Origin of the sequence: Microbispora hainanensis (assembly GCF_006874475.1) — a bacterium.
Lineage (GTDB): Bacteria > Actinomycetota > Actinomycetes > Streptosporangiales > Streptosporangiaceae > Microbispora > Microbispora hainanensis.
In genome coordinates, this window is sequence record NZ_VIRM01000003.1 from 264212 (window position 1) to 280193 (window position 15982).

The following is a 15982-nucleotide window of genomic DNA, read 5'->3' on the forward strand; positions in this document are numbered from 1 at the left end:
CCTCCGCGGCCGCGTGCGAGCCGGGACCTCCGCCCGCTCCGCGCAAGGCGGGACCTCCGCTCTCCCCGTGCAAGGCGAGGTGTCCGTCCTCCGTGCTTTTTTCTTCCGTGCCTTGTTCCTCCGTGCCTTCTTCTTCCGTGCTTCGTACTCGCCCATCGCGCTGGGTGTGCTCGCTGCCCTGCTCGCCCTGGCGGAAGCGGTCGCACACGCCCGCGGCGCGACGCCGCTCTTGTTCGGACATGCCGCGACGGCGCCACCCTTGTTCGAGCACGGCGTGACCGCACCGGTGAGCATGGCCGCGAGCACTGCGGGCACCCCAGTGGATACGGGCATGGGCACGATGGTCATGCCGGTCACCGGCCCGGGGACCGATCCCGGCGGGGCGTCACTGCGTCTGGTCGCGTTCGGCCTGCTCGCCCTGGCCACCACGGTGCCGGTCGTGTTCCTGCGGACCCAGCCGACCGCCGCCGCCCTGGTCGTCGGCGCGGCGGGCGTGCTGTCGTTCACGGCCTTCCGGACGCTCACCGTCGCGGGCGCCGTCGTTGTGGCGGTCGGCCTCTATCGGCTCGGTCTCATCGGAGCGCGGCGGCTTGGCCTCTTGCTCGCCGCGCCGTACGTCGTGGCGGCGCTGCTCGGCCTGCCCGCCTGGACCCTGCCCAGAGGGGTTGCGATGCTCGTTCCCGCGGAGGGCGAGACGCGCGTCCTCGTCCTGCTGCTCGCGTGCATCGCCCCGGCGGCGGCTTTGGCCGGAGTCGCCCGGCGGGCCACCGGTGAGGCCGCGGACAGCCTGGCCGCCCGGCAGGTCATCGCCGGCACCCTCCTGGAGCACACCGCCCGCGGCGAGCGGGCGCGCATCGCCCGGGAACTGCACGACGTGGTCGCCCACCACATCTCCATGGTGGCCGTGCAGGCGGAGACGGCCCGTGTCGCCGTGCCGGGCATGCCGTCCGCCGGGGCGGAGCGGCTGCGGGCGATCGGCGACACCGCCCGCGCGGCGCTGACCGAGATGCGGCGCCTGCTCGGCGTGCTGCGCGAGGACGACCGGGAAGGGGCGGCGGATCTGCGCCCGCAGCCCGGCCTGCGGCCGGCCGAGCTGAACGCGCTGCTCGACGAGGCGCGCGACGCCTCGGGAACGGCCGTGCGCCTCGTTCTCAGCGGCTCCCCCGCCGTGCTCGATCCCGGCGTCGAGCTCGCCGCCCACCGCATCATCCAGGAGGCGCTCACCAACGCCCGGCGGCACGCACCGGGCGCCGCCGTGGACGTGGAGCTGCACTACACCCGCGACGCTCTCCGGCTGCACGTACGGGACAACGGCCCAGGCATTCCGCTCTCCTCGGGCACGGCGACCGGCACCGGCGGGTCCGACGGCCTGCGCGGGCCGGGCGGCGCCGTGATGCCCGTCGCAGCCGTCCCATCCGAAGCCGTGCACCTGCCCGGCGGCATGGCCGGTCACGAACTCGCCGGACAGCAATCGGCCGAACATGAATCGGCCGGTCACGGATTCGCCCGACACGAGTGGGCGCGACACGGATCGGCCGGTCACGGGTTGGCCGGTCACGGGTTGGCCGGGATGCGGGAACGGGCCGCCGCCGTCGGTGGCGAACTGCGCATCGGCTCCGCGGCCGGCGGCGGATTCGTCGTGGAGGCGTGTCTCCCCCGCCTTCCGGATGCCGATGACTTCCAGGCCTCCGGCGCTCCCGGCGGTCCTGACCGCTGGTGGGGCCCTGCCGCACCCGCCGGCCCTGCGGGAGGACGTCCGTGACCGACGGGACGCCGATCCGTGTCGTGGTGGCCGACGACCATCCGGTCGTCCGCACCGGCTTCGCCGAACTGCTGGGCAGCCGGCCGGACTTCGCCGTGGTCGCGACCGCGCCCGACGGGGCGCAGGCCGTCCGGATGTGCCGGGAACTACGCCCGGACGTCGTCGTCATGGACATCCGCATGCCGGTCATGGACGGCATCGAGGCCACCCGGCGGCTCGCCGGCTCCGGAACGCGAGTCCTCATCCTGACGACCTTCGACCTGGACGAGTACGTCTACGACGCGCTGCGTGCCGGGGCGGGCGGCTTCCTGCTCAAGGACGTCACCGCCGAGCGCCTCTTCGAGGCGGTCCGCGTCGTGGCGGCGGGCGATGCGCTGCTGGCCCCCTCGATCACCCGCCGCCTCATCGCCGAGTTCGCCCGCCTGCGGCCGGCGCCCGAGCCCGCCGTCCCGGCCGCGCTCACCCCGAGGGAGACGCAGGTGCTGCGGCTGGTGGCCGAAGGGCTGTCCAACTCCGAGATAGCCGACCGGTTGACCGTCAGCGAGGAGACGGTCAAGACGCACGTGAGCCGGGTGCTGGGCAAGCTCGGCCTGCGCGACCGGACCCAGGCCGTCGTCATGGCGTACGAGACGGGACTGGTCGTGCCGCGCTCCGCCGGTGACCGGTTCAACCCGGCCGGGCCGACCTGACAATGCCACCCGATGGCCGTCGGCACCCGGCGGTATGGCGGCGCGGCGGGCTTGAGACAAGAAAACCGTGACCGATGCCGGGCAGGCGTCCGGCATCGGTCACGGGGTCATCGGAGATGTTGATAAGAGACGGCGTCGCCGGCAGACGACCGCCCGCCCTCGCGTCCATTTCCCGCCAGTGGTACCCGGCATCCCACGAGGATGCCCAGCGCGGCGCTCGGTCTGCATGCCGTTCCGCGCACCGCTCCGTCGTGCCGTTCGATGCGCCGCTCCCGTACGTGGGGCACGAGGGTGACGGCGGCGCACGACGGTGACCGGCGCGGTCCGTACGGCCGTCCGCCGCACGGACCTAGTCACCGCTCAGAGATGGAGGGCCGCATCACGGCGCGGGGCTGGGGAGCCGGGTCACAGCTCGGGGGTCGAGGGACGGGGTTACAGCTCGCGGGTGGATGGACGGGTCACTGCTCGGAGTTGCGGGGGCGGAAGCCCTTGAGCGCCTCGTCGACGATCCGCTCGGGGAGGCCGGCATCGGACTCGCCGGAGTGGGACCACTTCGTGGACCAGATCATGGCCCCGCTGAGCAGCGCCAGCGCCATGTCGATGTCGAGGTCCGCACGCAGCTCCCCGGTCTCCATGCCGCGCCGCAGAACCGCCGCCACCACCGCCCTGCGCGGCTCCACGGCCAGCTCGCGGAACCGCTCCGCCAGCCGGGGATGCCGCTCCGAGTCGCTCATGGCGATGTTCATGATGCAGCGCGTGCGATGGTGACGGGTCTCCTCCTGAATCACCCGGAGGTAGGTCACCAGGTCGTCTCGCACCGTTCCGCCCTGCGGCAGCGGGATCGGCGGCTTGAGCGTCGCGAGTGCGTCCACCACCAGGTCTTCCTTGTTGGACCACCTGCGGTAGATCGTGGTCTTCCCCACACCGGCGCGACCCGCGATCGACTCGATGGACAGCTCCGACACGCCGATGCCCTCGCCGAGCAGTTCGAGGGTGGCCTCGATGATCGACCGTTCCGCCTTCTCGCTGCGCGGGCGGCCCGCCGGGCGGGCCACCCCCTCAGCCGTCTGCTGCGTCTTCATGACAAGTTCACACTACCGCCGCTTCCTTTTCGATCTCAGCCTTGTCGATCGCGGCGTTGACCGAAGACTTGCCCGGCATCCAGCGGGCCACCACGAGGGTGCCGATGAGGGCGACGAGGGCCGACCCGAGGGCCGCCCAGTGAACGCCCGCGACGAACGCGGTGTTCGCGGCGTCGAGCAGCTTCGCGCCCTGCGGGCCCAGGTTCTCCGCGACACCGGCCGCGCCGGAGATGGACTCGGTCACGACGTGGCGGAGCTGCTCCGGCAGGGCCGTGACCTTGTCCTCCATGTCGCTGCGGTAGCTCGCGGACAGGACCGCGCCCAGGATGGCGATGCCCAGCGTGCCGCCGACCTGCCGGACGACGTTGCTCATCGAGGAGCCCACGCCGGCCTTCTCACGCGGCAGCGCGTTCATGATGGCCGTGGTCGCGGGGGGCATGATGTTGGCCATCGCGGCGCCCTGGATGAAGCCGAGAGCCAGCAGGATCCAGATCGGGGTGTCCACCTGCACGAAGGCGTAGCACGCCAGGGCCAGCGTGATGACGAGCATGGCCACCGTGCCGACGGCGCGGGCGCCGTACTTCTGCACCATGCGCGCGCTCTGCGGCGCGAAGATCAGCTGAGCGGCCGCGAAGGGCAGCACGAGCGCCCCCGACTGCAGCGGCGAGTAGTTCCGGACGATCTGCCAGTAGAAGGCCAGGAAGAACATCACGCCCATGGCCGCGAAGAACACGAGGCCGACGGTGGCGATCGCGGTGGAGAAGCCGGCGTTGCGGAAGTTGCGCACGTCGAAGGCGGGGTGGTCGATCCGGCTCTCGTACCAGACGAACGCGGCGAGGATCGCGAGACCCAGCAGCGACGGCACGATGACCGAAACGTCGGCGACGGTGCCGAGGTCGCTGATCCGGACGATGCCGTAGACAAGGGCGATCAGGCCGATGATGGAAAGCAGCACACCGATCGGGTCGAGACCGGACTTGTTCGGGTCCTTGGAGTCGGGCACGATCCCGGCGATCAGCGCGAGGCCGATGATCACGATGGGCACGTTGACGAGGAAGACCGAGCCCCACCAGAAGTGCTCAAGCAGCACGCCCCCCGTGATCGGGCCGATCGCCACGGCGATGCCGACGCCGCCGGCCCAGATGCCGATCGCCTTGCCCCGCTCGTGGATCGGGAAGACGTTCGAGATGATCGCCAGCGTGGCCGGCATGATCGCGGCCCCGCCGAGGCCCATCAGGGCCCTCGCCGCGATGAGCTGCATCGGGTCCTGCGCGTACGCGCTGGCCAGGGAGGCCAGGCCGAACAGGACCATGCCCGCCATGAGCATCCGCTTACGCCCGTAGCGGTCGCCCAGCACCCCGAAGGTGAACAGCAGGCCGGCGAACACCAGCGTGTAGGAGTTCATCGCCCATTCGAGCTCGCTCTGGGTCGCGCCCAGCCCGTGGACGGGATCGGCGATCGTCTTGATCGCCACGTTGAGGATGGTGTTGTCGAGGACGACGGCCAGCAGGCTGAACACCATCACGCCGAGGACCTGCCACCGGCGTGGGTGACCTGTATGAGCTTCTGCGGAAGCTTCCACGGATTCCCCCATGATTTCGATACGACTGAGTTTCGCAACGCAAGCGTAGCGTTGGTCATTCCGATACGCAACGGGACCGTTTCATAATCCGGGACGGTGCCGCCATATCCGCTGGTCAGTTGGGTTAGAGGGACTCGGCCGAGGCGCCGGCCCCCGTCTCGCGCGTCCCCGGCATCCGCGCCTTCCGGAGTGCCCGGAGGCGCGGCGGCGTCTCCCGCGGCCGCCCCCGAGCAGGCGTACGCCACCCGGAGCGGACCGCCGACAACCACCCGGAGCGGGCGGCGGACGCCTTCGCGCGGCGGCCCCGAGGGACAACCGCGGCCCCCTGTAAATCCACGTGGGGGCCGGTTCTATTCCCACTCCGGGGCGTATTTCAATCCCCCGATCCGCCCTGGTCCTGCGCCACGGCGAGGGCGGGCACCCGGTCTCGCTCTCGCGCTGGGGTGCCCACCACTCCTACTCCCGCGCGGGAGCAGGCACCGCTCCTACTCCGGCACGGGGGCGGGCAGGGGCGTCGCGACGTCCGGCCCGGCCGCGATGTCCGCTCCGGCCACCACTCCGAGACCGCTCACATGATCCGGCCCGGCCGCGTCGCTCGATCCGCCCGGTGCGAGGACGGCGGCCGGGGCGTCGCGCCTGACGAGGGCGGTGAGCAGGGCCAGCGCCACGCCGACCGCTCCCGACACGGCGAAGGCCCAGGCCGGGCCATGGGCGTCCAGGAGCCCGCCCGCGAGGGGCCCGGCCAGGGCTCCTCCTATCGTCAGCGACGTGCCGTGCAGGCCCATGGCCTCACCCCGGGCCGCCGCCGGGACGCGCCGGTTGACGGCGTCCACGGTGGCCGACAGCGCCGGGGCGCACAGCAGCCCGGCCGGTGCCAGCGCCAGGCACAGCCAGCCCCAGCCCCCGCCGACCAGGCCCACGGGCGTGGTCAGCAGCGCCAGGCCGCCCGCGAGCAGCCCGGGCGACAGCCCCCGGGAGAGCCCGCCGTACACGAACCCGCCGATGAGCGAGTACGCGCACCACAGGGCGAGCACCAGCCCGGTCCAGGCGGTCGCGCCGTCCGCCTTGAGCATCGCCACCACGCTCAGCTCGGTGGTGGTGAGCACGAAGGTGAGCCCGGACACCAGGCAGAGCATCGCGAGCAGGCCGGGGCGCAGCCACTGCCGCCTCGGGACGTGAACCTCGTGCCCCGCGGCCTCCTCCGCCGACCGGGTGGGCGGGTTGAGCAGATACAGCGCCACACCCGAGCCCGCCAGTCCGGCGGCCACGCCGTACATCGTCGCGGCGCTGCCGAACGCCGTCACGCTCGCGACGGCGAGGGCGGGCCCGACCATGTACGACAACTCCACGCCCATGGAGTCGAGGGCGAAGCCGGTCTGGTGGTTCTCCTTCGGCACCATCGCGGCCACGCACTGCCGGATCGTCCCGAACACCGGCTGGCTGAACAGGCCGCCGATCAGCGCGCCCGGCAGCAGCACGGCGTACGGCAACGACGGCGCGACGCACCACAGGCACAGTTGCACGAGGGTCGTCACGGCCATGACCGGCCGCAGCCCGCGCCGGTCGACGAACCGGCCGACGAGCGGCGAGCCGATCGCGGCGCCCGCCATCGAGGCGGTGCCGACCAGACCCGCCTGGAGGAACCCGAGCTTCTGGTCGTTCACCACGTGCAGGGTCAGCGTCATGCCGGTGCCGGTGAGGGGAATTCGCGCGATCATGCCGACCAGCAGCAACGCCCGCACACCCGGCAGGGCGAGCACCTGCCTGTAACGGTCAAAAGCCATCGTGGTTCCTTACCTCCGGATGGCATTGTGCCGGGTGCCCCGGACATTTCTGTCGCCGGGTCGCCTCTTTCGTCCCTTTAGTCCCACTGGCTGCCGGCCCGGATTACGGCGCCCGTATGGGGGTGTTCCAGCCCATGGCGGCATGCAATGATCTGACTGTCCGGGGACGCCACAGGGGCGCCACGAGGCCTGGAGGTAGCCATGTCCTCTGTTTCCGTTGTGTCCAAGCCCGCCCTCTACGGCGGGGCCGCGGGACGCAGGGTCACCGTCCGCGACATCGCGGCGGCCAAGGAACGCCACGAGAAGTGGCCGATGGTGACCGCGTACGACGCCATGACGGCGCGAGTGTTCGACGAGGCGGGCATCCCGGTGATGCTCGTGGGCGACTCGGCCGCCATGGTCGTCTACGGCTACGACTCGACCCTGCCCGTCACGGTCGACGACCTCATCCCGCTCACCGCCGCGGTCGTACGCGGCTCGTCGCGGGCGATGGTCGTGGCCGACCTGCCGTTCGGCTCCTACCAGGCCTCACCCCAGCAGGCCCTGGAGACCGCGGCCCGCTTCATCAAGGAAGCCGGCGCGCACGCCGTCAAGCTCGAGGGCGGCCGCCGGGTCCTCCCTCAGGTGGAGATGCTCGTGTCGGCCGGAATCCCGGTCGTGGCCCACCTCGGCCTGACCCCCCAGTCGGTCAACGCCTTCGGCGGCTACCGGGTGCAGGGCCGCGGGCAGGCGGGTGACGAGATCATGGCCGACGCCAAGGCGCTGGAGCACGCGGGCGCCTTCGCCGTCGTGCTCGAATGCGTTCCCGCCGACCTCGCCCAGCGGGTCACCACGTCGCTGAGCGTCCCCACGATCGGCATCGGGGCGGGGCCCGACACCGACGCGCAGGTCCTCGTCTGGCAGGACCTCATGGGGCTCACCCCGCAGCCCGCGAAGTTCGTGAAGAAGTACTTCGACCTGGCCGGAGAGATGGACCGGGCGATCCGCGCGTACGCCGACGAGGTCGTCTCCGGCGCCTTCCCCCGGCCCGAGCACACCTATCGCTGACACCGCGAAGGGCGGCCGCGCACGCCGCGGCCGCCCTTTCCCGTGAAACCCCTCAGATCGCGTCGAGCGCCTGGGCGAAGTCGGCCCACAGGTCCTCGGCGTGCTCGATGCCCACGGCCACCCGGACCGTCCCCTCGCCGATGCCCGCCGCGGCCAGGCCCTCGGCGCTCACCGTACGGTGCGACGTCGTGGCCGGGTGGAGGATCAGGGTCTCCACGCCGCCGAGCGAGGGCGCGAGCAGCGCGAGCCGCACGTTGCGCATGAACGCCTCTCCGGCGGAACGCCCTCCGGCGAGGTCGAAGGAGAACACGCCGCCGAAGTCCGGCAGGAGCTTCGTCGCGAGCTCGTGCGACGGGTGGGACGACAGGCCCGGCCAGTGGACCGCGGCCACGGCGGGGTGCTCGGTGAGCCGCGTCGCGAGCACGCGGGCGTTGGCGCAGTGGCGCTCCATGCGCAGCGGCAGCGTCTGCATCCCCCGCAGGGTCAGCCACGCGGCGAACGGGTCGGTCGTCGCGCCGAGCTCCACCGCGTACGACCACACCCGGCGATACACGTCATCGGAGGCGAACACGGCGATCCCGCCGACGACGTCGGTGTGCCCGGACAGGTATTTGGTCACGGAGTGCACGACGATGTCCGCGCCGTGCTCGATGGGGCGGCACAGGACCGGCGACGCGAAGGTGTTGTCGACCACGGTGAGGATCCCGGCCTCGCGCGCCGCCGCGCACATCCCCGGCAGGTCGGCCACCTGCGTCATCGGGTTGGCGATGGTCTCCAGATACAGCAGCTTCGTCGTGGGCCGCACGGCGGCGCGTACGGCCGCGGGGTCGTCCTCCGGCACGCGGGTGACCTCGACGCCGAAGCGCTCCGCGAGGTCGGCCAGCGTCTGGGCCGTGGCGCCGTACAGCGCCGACTGGGCGATCACGTGGTCGCCCGACTTCAGCAGGCCGAGCAGCACGGCGTTGATCGCCCCCATGCCCGAGCCGGTGGCCACGGCGGCCACGCCGCCCTCCAGACCGGCGACCGCCTCCTCCAGCGCCCGCACGGTGGGGTTGGAGAGGCGGCCGTAGACGTACGCCCCGTCGGGCCGTCCCATGCCGTCGGCGAATATGGCCGGGTCGTCGAAGACGAATCCCGAGGTCTGATAGATCGGCATGGAGATCGGCGTGCTGGCCTCCGGCGTGGGCCGGGGCAGATGGACGACGCGCGTTTCCGGATGCAAGGAGCTCATGGCGTCCACAATTACCTAGAAAAGGCTTCCTTGTCAGGTTAGACACCCGGCGACCGGTTACGCGGCGAGCGGAGAAGGCGCCCACCGCCGTCGCCCACGGCGAGGATGAGGGGATGGACGTCGACTTCCTCCTCGTGCACAGTCCCTCCGTCGGCCCCTCGACCTGGGCCCCCGTCGCCGAGACCCTGCGGGCGCGCGGGCACACCGCCGTGGTGCCGCGGCTGACCGACGTGACGGCCGGTCCGCCGCCCTACTGGCCGCGGGTGGTGAGCGAGGTGACGGCGAGCGCGCCGCGCGGGCCGCTCGCCGTCGTGGCGCACAGCAACGCCGGGCTGTTCGTGCCGCTGATCGCGCAGGCCCTCGCCGGGCAGGTCGCCGCGTGCCTGTTCGTCGACGCCGCCCTGCCGCCGCACCAGGGCGTGTGCCAGGCGGCGGAGCCGGAGGACCTCCCCTTCCTGCGCTCCCTCGCCGACGACGCGGGCGTCCTGCCCCGATGGACCGACTGGTGGCCCGAGGACGACGTCGCCGCCCTCCTGCCCGACCCCGTGATCCGCCAGGTGGTCGTGGCCGAGCAGGCGCGGCTGCCCCTCGCGTACTACCAGGAGGAGATCCCGGTGCCGGCGCGCTGGGACCACCTCAGGAGCGGCTACCTGTGGTTCGCGGACGCGTTCGCCGCCTTTGCCCACGAGGCCGGGGAGCGCGGCTGGCCGGTCGCCCGCATCCCCGGCGAGCACCTGCACCAGCTCGTCGCGCCGGAGGCGGTGGCCGACTGGCTGCTCGCCACCGCCACGTGACACCCCGCCGGGCGTACGCCAGGCCGGAGATCTTCATCTCGCTCTGGTCGCCGTCCACCTTCGGGTCGAAGTCCTGGGGTCCTCGAACCGGTACGGATACTCGCGGGTCACCGCGGATGGCTACACGTCGGTGACCCGGATGCCGGCGTGGGCCTTGTATCGGCGGTTGATCGAGATCAGGTTCGCGGTGAGCGCCTCGACCTGGTGGGCGTTGCGCAGCCGGCCCGCGTAGATCCCGCGCGCGCCGGGGATTTGCCCGGCGAGCGCGCGTACGACGTCGGTGGCCTCGCGGTCGTCGCCGAGCACGAGCACGTCGAGGTCGATCTCGGCCACCGCGGGGTCGAGCAGCAGCACCGCCGACACGTGGTGGAAGGCCGCGACCACCCGGCTGCCGGTCAGCACCGCGGCCGCCTGCTGCGCCGCGCTGCCCTCCTCGACGGGCAGCGCGTACGCCCCCTGCTTGTCGAAGCCGAGCGGGTTGACGCAGTCCACCACGATCTTCCCGGCGAGCGGTTCGCGCAGGGACTCCAGCAGTGCCTTGTGCCCCTCCCAGGGCACCGCGACGATCACGACGTCCGCCTCGGCGGCCACCTCGGCGTTCGCGGCCCCGCGCACGCCGACCTCGCGGGCCGCCTCCTGGGCGCGCTCGGTGCTGCGCGAGCCGATCAGGACGGTGTGCCCGGCCAGCGAGAACCGGCGGGCCAGTCCCTTGCCCTGGTCGCCGGTGCCGCCCAGGATGCCGATGGTCAGCGCGGAGACGTCGGGCAGGTCTACGGTGGTGTGCTCAACCATGCCTCCGATCATGCCAGGTCACCGTCGAGAGCCGCCCCGGGGAGTCCCTCAGAGGACGCGAACCGTCACTCGACGGCGTCGACCGGCCATCTGACCAATGGGTCCGGGGACTGCGCTTCACATATCCCAACGGCGATACCCGATCAGGACGAAGACGATCAGGGCGACAGTCCAAGCCGTGAGGAGGAGGGCGCCTTGCGCCGGTGTCACCGCGCTCGCGTCGTCCGCCGCCGGAAACCACATGGCGAATCCGGCACCGTCCGGGAGGTACTTCGCCACAGCGGTGTGATCGCGCAGGAGCGGTCCGGCGATGAAGAAGTACCCCAGCAGGACGACGACTGCCGCAAGAGTCCGGCGCACGAGCGCACCGACGGCGGCGCTGATCAATGATGTGAGTGCGAGATACGCGGTCACACCGCCCAGCGCCCCCGCGACACGACCTGAGGTCACCGGCGCAGCGGTGTCGCCGAGCACACCGGCCGTGAGCACGACTCCGGACGCAGCGGTGATCGCCGCCGCGGGAAACACGACCATCGCCAGCGCGAGGTGCTTGGCGGTGAACTGAAGGGCGCGGCGGGGCATCGCGGTCAGCGTGGTGCGGATCTGCCCGCCGACGTGCTCGGAGCAGGCCGTCAGGACGCCGAGGACGACGAAGCCGGCTTGCGCGTAGCCGATCGAAGCCAGTCCGATGTCGACGGCGCTCCTGGTGCCGGTGGAACCCTGGAGGCCGGCGATCGTGAACGCGATCGCGAGGATCAGATTCACCACCAGAGTGCCTCCGAGCGTCAGCCAGGTCCCTGGAAGAGATGCGAGTTTCGACATTTCCGCCGCGAGCGCCTGAGCGGCTTCCCGGCCATGGCTGCGAGTCGCCGTCATAGGGGCCGTCATGCGTCCCTCCGCGTGAACGCGACGGCGGCGATCACGAGCAGCACCGCCACCCAGGCGGTCATCACCAGTCCTCCGGTGAGCGGGCTGATCTCGACGGTGTCGTCGGGGAGCCTCCGGACGAACATGCGGACCCCGGCCATGTCGGGCAGGTAATTCGCCAGCGGTGTGATCTTGGTCAGCAGATAGGTGACGGTGACGACCGAGGTGTTCGCGATGAGCACCGCGAGCGGAATCACCGCGTGGCGGGTGAGCACGGTGATCCCGAAGGCGAGGAGCGCGGTGTACACCCAGTAGCAGACCACACCGCCCAGCCGCGGAACGTCGTCCACTCCCATCGCCGGGGCGTGCTCGCCGAGGACCACGTGGACGACCCCCATGGTGGTCCCCGACGCGATGATCGCGAGTACCGCGCAGGCGATCGCGACCGCGGAGATTTTCGCGAGCAGGAACCGAAGGCGGCTGGGAACGGCGGTCAGGCTGGTGGTGATCTGACGCCCGCCTCCGGATTCCGCGCTCTCGGTGAAGTACTCGCTGCTGATGGCGACGACGCCGAGGATGATCGCACCGACCACGCCGAACGCCAGTTCCTGATATCCGGCGTCGGCCCCGGCGACGGTCGCGGCGCCGCGGGTGACCGTGCTGCGGGTCGACGACGCGGTGATCGCGGCGATCACGCTCGGCACGAGCACCCCGGCGGCCATCGCGATCCACACCGCCGGCAACGAGGCGAGCTTCGAGGCCTCGGCCGCGAGCGCCCTCATGGCGCATTCCCCGTGGTGAGGGCGAAGAACGCGTCCTCGAGAGTGCGGTGAGAGCCGGTGATCTCGTCGAGGGTGCCATCCGCCACGACCTTGCCCTCGTGGATGACCACGACGTCATCCACGGTTTCCGCGAGCTCCCCCATGAGGTGGCTGGAGAGCAGCACCGTACGGCCGGACGCGGCGTGTTCGCGGAGGAAGGTCCTGATCCAGCGGATGCCGTCCGGGTCCAGCCCGTTCACCGGCTCGTCCAGGATCAGGATCTCGGGGTCTCCGAGCAGCGCCGCCGCCAGCCCGAGACGACGCGCCATGCCCAGGGAGTAGCTGCCGACCCGCCTCGATGCGGCGCTCGTCAGGCCCACCATGTCAAGGACCTCGTCGACGCGCCCACGCGGCAGCCCCGCGGAGCGAGCCACCCATCGCAGGTGTGCCCGGCCCGTCCGCGCCCGATGCGCGCCGGAGCCGTCCAGCATGGCCCCGACCGTGGCGAGTGGATCACGAAGCTGCACGAACGGGACAGAACCAATGAGTGCCGTGCCGGAAGTCGCTCGATCGAGGCCCAGCAGAATGCGCAGCGTGGAGCTTTTGCCCGCTCCGTTCGGGCCGAGAAAACCCGTCACTCTTCCCGGACGGGCCTGGAAACCGATGCCGCTCAGGATCTCCGTGGAACCCCGCCGCTTGACGAGGTCGTCGATCGTAATCATGGTCACATGTGAACCCGGAGCATGGCCCCCAGCCATCGGACCGAGGACCGGACATGGTCGCGCGGCTCGGACTCTGGCCTCTCGGACCCAGGACCGATGTCTCATCCACGAGGGAGTCCTTAGAATTCGGGGATGGGGCCGGGTCGGGCACTTCCGAAACGCAGCCGGCGAGCCTGGCCATCGGCCGTCGCCGTCCACGTCGTGCTCCTGCTCGCTCTTCTCGCGGTCGGCCGCGGGGGTGCCGCCTCGGTCGTCCTCCCGGTGGTCATCGCCGCGCTGGCGTTGACGGTCACCGTGTGGGCGCTGTTTCACGCACGCCGGCAGCGGATCGCGTACGAAGCGCGCCTGACGGCATGGGCCGGCGAACGCGCGGCACAGGCCGAACGACTCCGCATCGCTCGCGAGTTGCACGACATCGTCTCTCACGGCCTGGGTCTGATCACTGTCCGCGCGAGCGCGGCACGCTATCCCGGCGCGGGGGATGACAGCCCCGCGGCGCTGTCGGACATCGAGCGCATCGGACGGCAGACCACGACGGAGCTACGCCGGATGCTCAACGTGCTGCGCGACTCGACCGGCACGACCGCACCTCTGCTGCCCGCGGAATCCCTTCACGACCTGCCGGCCATCATCGCGAGTGCCGAGAGGGCGGGTCCAACCGTCACTCTCAGGCTCGGCGAGATCGATGACATCAGCTCCGGGGCGCAACTCATGGTCTGCTCCATCGTGCGTGAGGCCCTCACGAACACCGCCCGGCATGCCGGGCCCACGGGCGCGGACGTCCACGTGCGTCGCGACGGCGACTGGGTGGTCGCGAGCGTATGGGACGAAGGCCCTGTGGACGGATGGACACCTCACCCGGGAGCCGGGCATGGGATCGAGGGGCTCACGGAGCGCGTCGCCGCCATCGGCGGGACCTTTCGAGCCGAGCACGTCGACAACGGGTTTCGCGTCACCGCCCGCATTCCCGAGGCTCGGACGTCATGAGTGACCGCGAGACTCGGATTCGCGTCGTCATCGCCGATGACCAGCCGTTGCTGCGTCACAGCCTGGCCGCCGTCATCAACGCCAATCACGACATGACGGTGGTCGGCGAGGCGGGCACAGGCGATGAGGTGGTCGAGTGCACCGCTGAGCTCCATCCCGACGTCGTGCTGATGGACATCCGCATGCCGGGCACAGACGGAATCGCAGCCACCCGCCGCATAACGGCCGACGAGTATGTCCGCGCCGCCCTGCAAGCCGGTGCCGGCGGCTTTCTCCTCAAGGACGCCCACCCGGACGAACTCCTCGACGCGATCCGCCGAACGCATCGGGGCGAGTCGCTGTTCGCCCCGACAGTCCTTGCACGCCTTATCGAGGCCTACATCGCCCAGCCGGCACTCGCGAAGCCGGGGAGCCTGGACGGTCTCACCGAACGGGAGACCGAGGTCCTCACCCTGGTCGGCCGCGGGCTTTCCAACGACGAGATCGCGACGAGGCTCACTATCTCGATCAAAACCGTCAAGACCCACATCGGCAACCTGCTGAGCAAGCTCCAGGCACGAGATCGCGCGCACCTCGTCATCGCGGCCTACGAGAGCAACCTCGTCCGGCCGACACGTTGAGTGCGTGCCCAGGCGTCTTGCGATCGAACACGTGCGGCCATCCGCGAACCGGCGCACGCGTTCACTCGACGGTCAGCAGTTCGGGATCGCCGGGAGACCGGCGACGCGGGTGGCCAGCCACGCGACCGCCAGCGGGCCGCCCTCGACCGCGCCGAGCACGTGGCTGCCGGCCGGCAGGCCGGTCCACAGGACGTTCCCGCCCTGGGCGCAGTATTCCTTCCGCAGGGTCCTGCCCACGTCGTACGGGATGATCTCGTCGCCCTTGGCGTGGTAGAGGAACAGCGGCACCCGAGGCGCGGACGCGCCGAGACGGTTCTCGGTGAGGCGGGCCCGCCAGTCCGGGAGGTTCATGACGTCGGCGGTGGTGAGCTCCGCGAGCCGCCGCCCGCCGAGTTTGGCCCGCAGGTCCCCCACGCAGTCGTCGCGGGCGTCGCCGAACAGGGCCGCGCCCTCGGGGGTCAGGTAACTGTCCAGGCGCAGCTCGGGATAGGCGGCGTCCAGACCGATGCCGGCCGCCGCGGCGAGCCCGAAGTCGCCGGTGCCGTCCAGGTGGTCGGCCACGGCCCGCAGGTCGGCCGGCACCCCGCCCGCCGCGACGCCCTTGAGCCGCAGCTCGGGCGCGTACGACGGCTGGAGCTGGGCGGCCCAGGCCGCCGACGATCCGCCCTGTGAGTAGCCCATGACGACGACGGGAGCGCTGCCGGACAGGTTCGCGCCGGCCACCCGCGTCGCCGCCCTGATCGAGTCGAGCACGGCGTGCCCCTGCGACAGGCCCGCCATGTACGTGTGGTCGCCCGGCGTGCCGAGCCCCTCGTAGTCGGTCACCGCGACGGCCCAGCCCTTGAGCAGCATCAGGCTCACGATGGCGAGCTCGGCCTCGGTGCCGCGCGCCATGGCGGCCGACGGGGCGCACTGGTCGCCCATGCCGTGCGTGCCGACGGCATATCCGGCGATGGGCCGCTTGCCGAGGAGGTATGGGGCGTCGGGGACGAGGAGGGTGCCCGAGACGACGTTGGGCTCTCCCGTCGCCGAGGTGGACCGATAGCGGAGGTGCCAGGCCTTCACCGGCATCTCCAGCAGCTTGCCGGGCACGAGGTAGACGGTCGTGCGGCTCGCCTCGACGACCTCCCCGGCGGAGGTCGCGCGTGCGGTGCCGCCCAGTGCGGGCAGCAGGAGAAGAGCCCCGATCATGGACAGGGTGGCACGAACGCGAAGGTTCATGAAGCCGCCTTCCGGCTGTTGGATCCCATTCCAAAATCGGC

General features: G+C 71.4%; 15 protein-coding genes. 6 read left to right on the forward strand and 9 right to left on the reverse strand.

Annotated elements, in window-relative coordinates:
• Window positions 1–112: 112 nt before the first annotated feature.
• A complete protein-coding gene (locus FLX08_RS04180) occupies window positions 113–1762 on the forward strand; it encodes a sensor histidine kinase (RefSeq protein ID WP_142616835.1) in 1650 nt (549 codons plus the stop codon).
• Window positions 1759–2451, forward strand: coding sequence for a response regulator (locus tag FLX08_RS04185; protein ID WP_142616836.1), 693 nt, complete (start codon window positions 1759–1761; stop codon window positions 2449–2451). The genes FLX08_RS04180 and FLX08_RS04185 overlap by 4 nt, the downstream gene beginning before the upstream one ends.
• A 458-nt stretch (window positions 2452–2909) precedes the next feature.
• On the opposite strand, the gene FLX08_RS04190 is transcribed toward FLX08_RS04185, so the two are convergent.
• The 3 genes from FLX08_RS04190 to FLX08_RS04200 form a co-directional block, all read right to left on the reverse strand.
• On the reverse strand, window positions 2910–3533 hold the full coding sequence (locus FLX08_RS04190) for a TetR/AcrR family transcriptional regulator (protein WP_142616837.1): 624 nt from the start codon (window positions 3531–3533) through the stop codon (window positions 2910–2912).
• Between the two features lie 7 nt (window positions 3534–3540).
• Window positions 3541–5055, reverse strand: a complete 1515-nt coding sequence (locus FLX08_RS04195; RefSeq protein ID WP_142616887.1) for an MFS transporter — start codon at window positions 5053–5055, stop codon at window positions 3541–3543.
• 545 nt (window positions 5056–5600) lie between these two features.
• Complete coding sequence (locus FLX08_RS04200) at window positions 5601–6899, reverse strand: MFS transporter (RefSeq protein WP_142616838.1); 1299 nt, start codon at window positions 6897–6899, stop codon at window positions 5601–5603.
• Between the two features lie 201 nt (window positions 6900–7100).
• Between FLX08_RS04200 and panB the strand changes: the two genes are divergently transcribed.
• The gene (panB, locus tag FLX08_RS04205) at window positions 7101–7946 is read left to right on the forward strand and encodes a 3-methyl-2-oxobutanoate hydroxymethyltransferase (protein ID WP_142616839.1); all 846 of its coding nucleotides are present in this window, start codon (window positions 7101–7103) and stop codon (window positions 7944–7946) included.
• Between the two features lie 52 nt (window positions 7947–7998).
• Here panB and FLX08_RS04210 read toward each other — a convergent pair whose 3' ends face one another.
• Window positions 7999–9177 carry a trans-sulfuration enzyme family protein gene (locus tag FLX08_RS04210; protein ID WP_142616840.1) on the reverse strand — a complete coding sequence of 393 codons (1179 nt, stop codon included), beginning with the start codon at window positions 9175–9177 and terminating at the stop codon, window positions 7999–8001.
• Between the two features lie 113 nt (window positions 9178–9290).
• On the opposite strand from FLX08_RS04210, the gene FLX08_RS04215 reads away from it, so the two are divergent.
• The gene (locus FLX08_RS04215) at window positions 9291–9971 is read left to right on the forward strand and encodes an alpha/beta hydrolase (RefSeq protein ID WP_142616841.1); all 681 of its coding nucleotides are present in this window, start codon (window positions 9291–9293) and stop codon (window positions 9969–9971) included.
• A gap of 120 nt (window positions 9972–10091) precedes the next feature.
• Here FLX08_RS04215 and npdG read toward each other — a convergent pair whose 3' ends face one another.
• From npdG to FLX08_RS04235, 4 genes are all read right to left on the reverse strand, one after another.
• Window positions 10092–10763 carry an NADPH-dependent F420 reductase gene (npdG, locus tag FLX08_RS04220; RefSeq protein ID WP_142616842.1) on the reverse strand — a complete coding sequence of 224 codons (672 nt, stop codon included), beginning with the start codon at window positions 10761–10763 and terminating at the stop codon, window positions 10092–10094.
• Window positions 10764–10880: 117 nt separating this feature from the next.
• A complete protein-coding gene (locus tag FLX08_RS04225; protein ID WP_142616843.1) occupies window positions 10881–11639 on the reverse strand; it encodes an ABC transporter permease in 759 nt (252 codons plus the stop codon).
• An 8-nt stretch (window positions 11640–11647) separates the two neighbouring features.
• Window positions 11648–12412 carry an ABC transporter permease gene (locus FLX08_RS04230; protein ID WP_142616844.1) on the reverse strand — a complete coding sequence of 255 codons (765 nt, stop codon included), beginning with the start codon at window positions 12410–12412 and terminating at the stop codon, window positions 11648–11650.
• Window positions 12409–13113 carry an ABC transporter ATP-binding protein gene (locus FLX08_RS04235; protein ID WP_142616845.1) on the reverse strand — a complete coding sequence of 235 codons (705 nt, stop codon included), beginning with the start codon at window positions 13111–13113 and terminating at the stop codon, window positions 12409–12411. Before FLX08_RS04235 ends, FLX08_RS04230 begins: the two co-directional genes overlap by 4 nt.
• 201 nt (window positions 13114–13314) lie before the next feature.
• Between FLX08_RS04235 and FLX08_RS04240 the strand changes: the two genes are divergently transcribed.
• On the forward strand, window positions 13315–14100 hold the full coding sequence (locus FLX08_RS04240) for a sensor histidine kinase (protein ID WP_208761245.1): 786 nt from the start codon (window positions 13315–13317) through the stop codon (window positions 14098–14100).
• Entirely contained in the window at window positions 14097–14720 is a 624-nt protein-coding gene (locus FLX08_RS04245) for a response regulator transcription factor (protein ID WP_142616847.1), read from the forward strand. Before FLX08_RS04240 ends, FLX08_RS04245 begins: the two co-directional genes overlap by 4 nt.
• Window positions 14721–14792: 72 nt before the next feature.
• On the opposite strand, the gene FLX08_RS04250 is transcribed toward FLX08_RS04245, so the two are convergent.
• Window positions 14793–15941, reverse strand: coding sequence for a lipase family protein (locus FLX08_RS04250; RefSeq protein WP_208761246.1), 1149 nt, complete (start codon window positions 15939–15941; stop codon window positions 14793–14795).
• Between the last annotated feature and the right edge of the window lie 41 nt (window positions 15942–15982).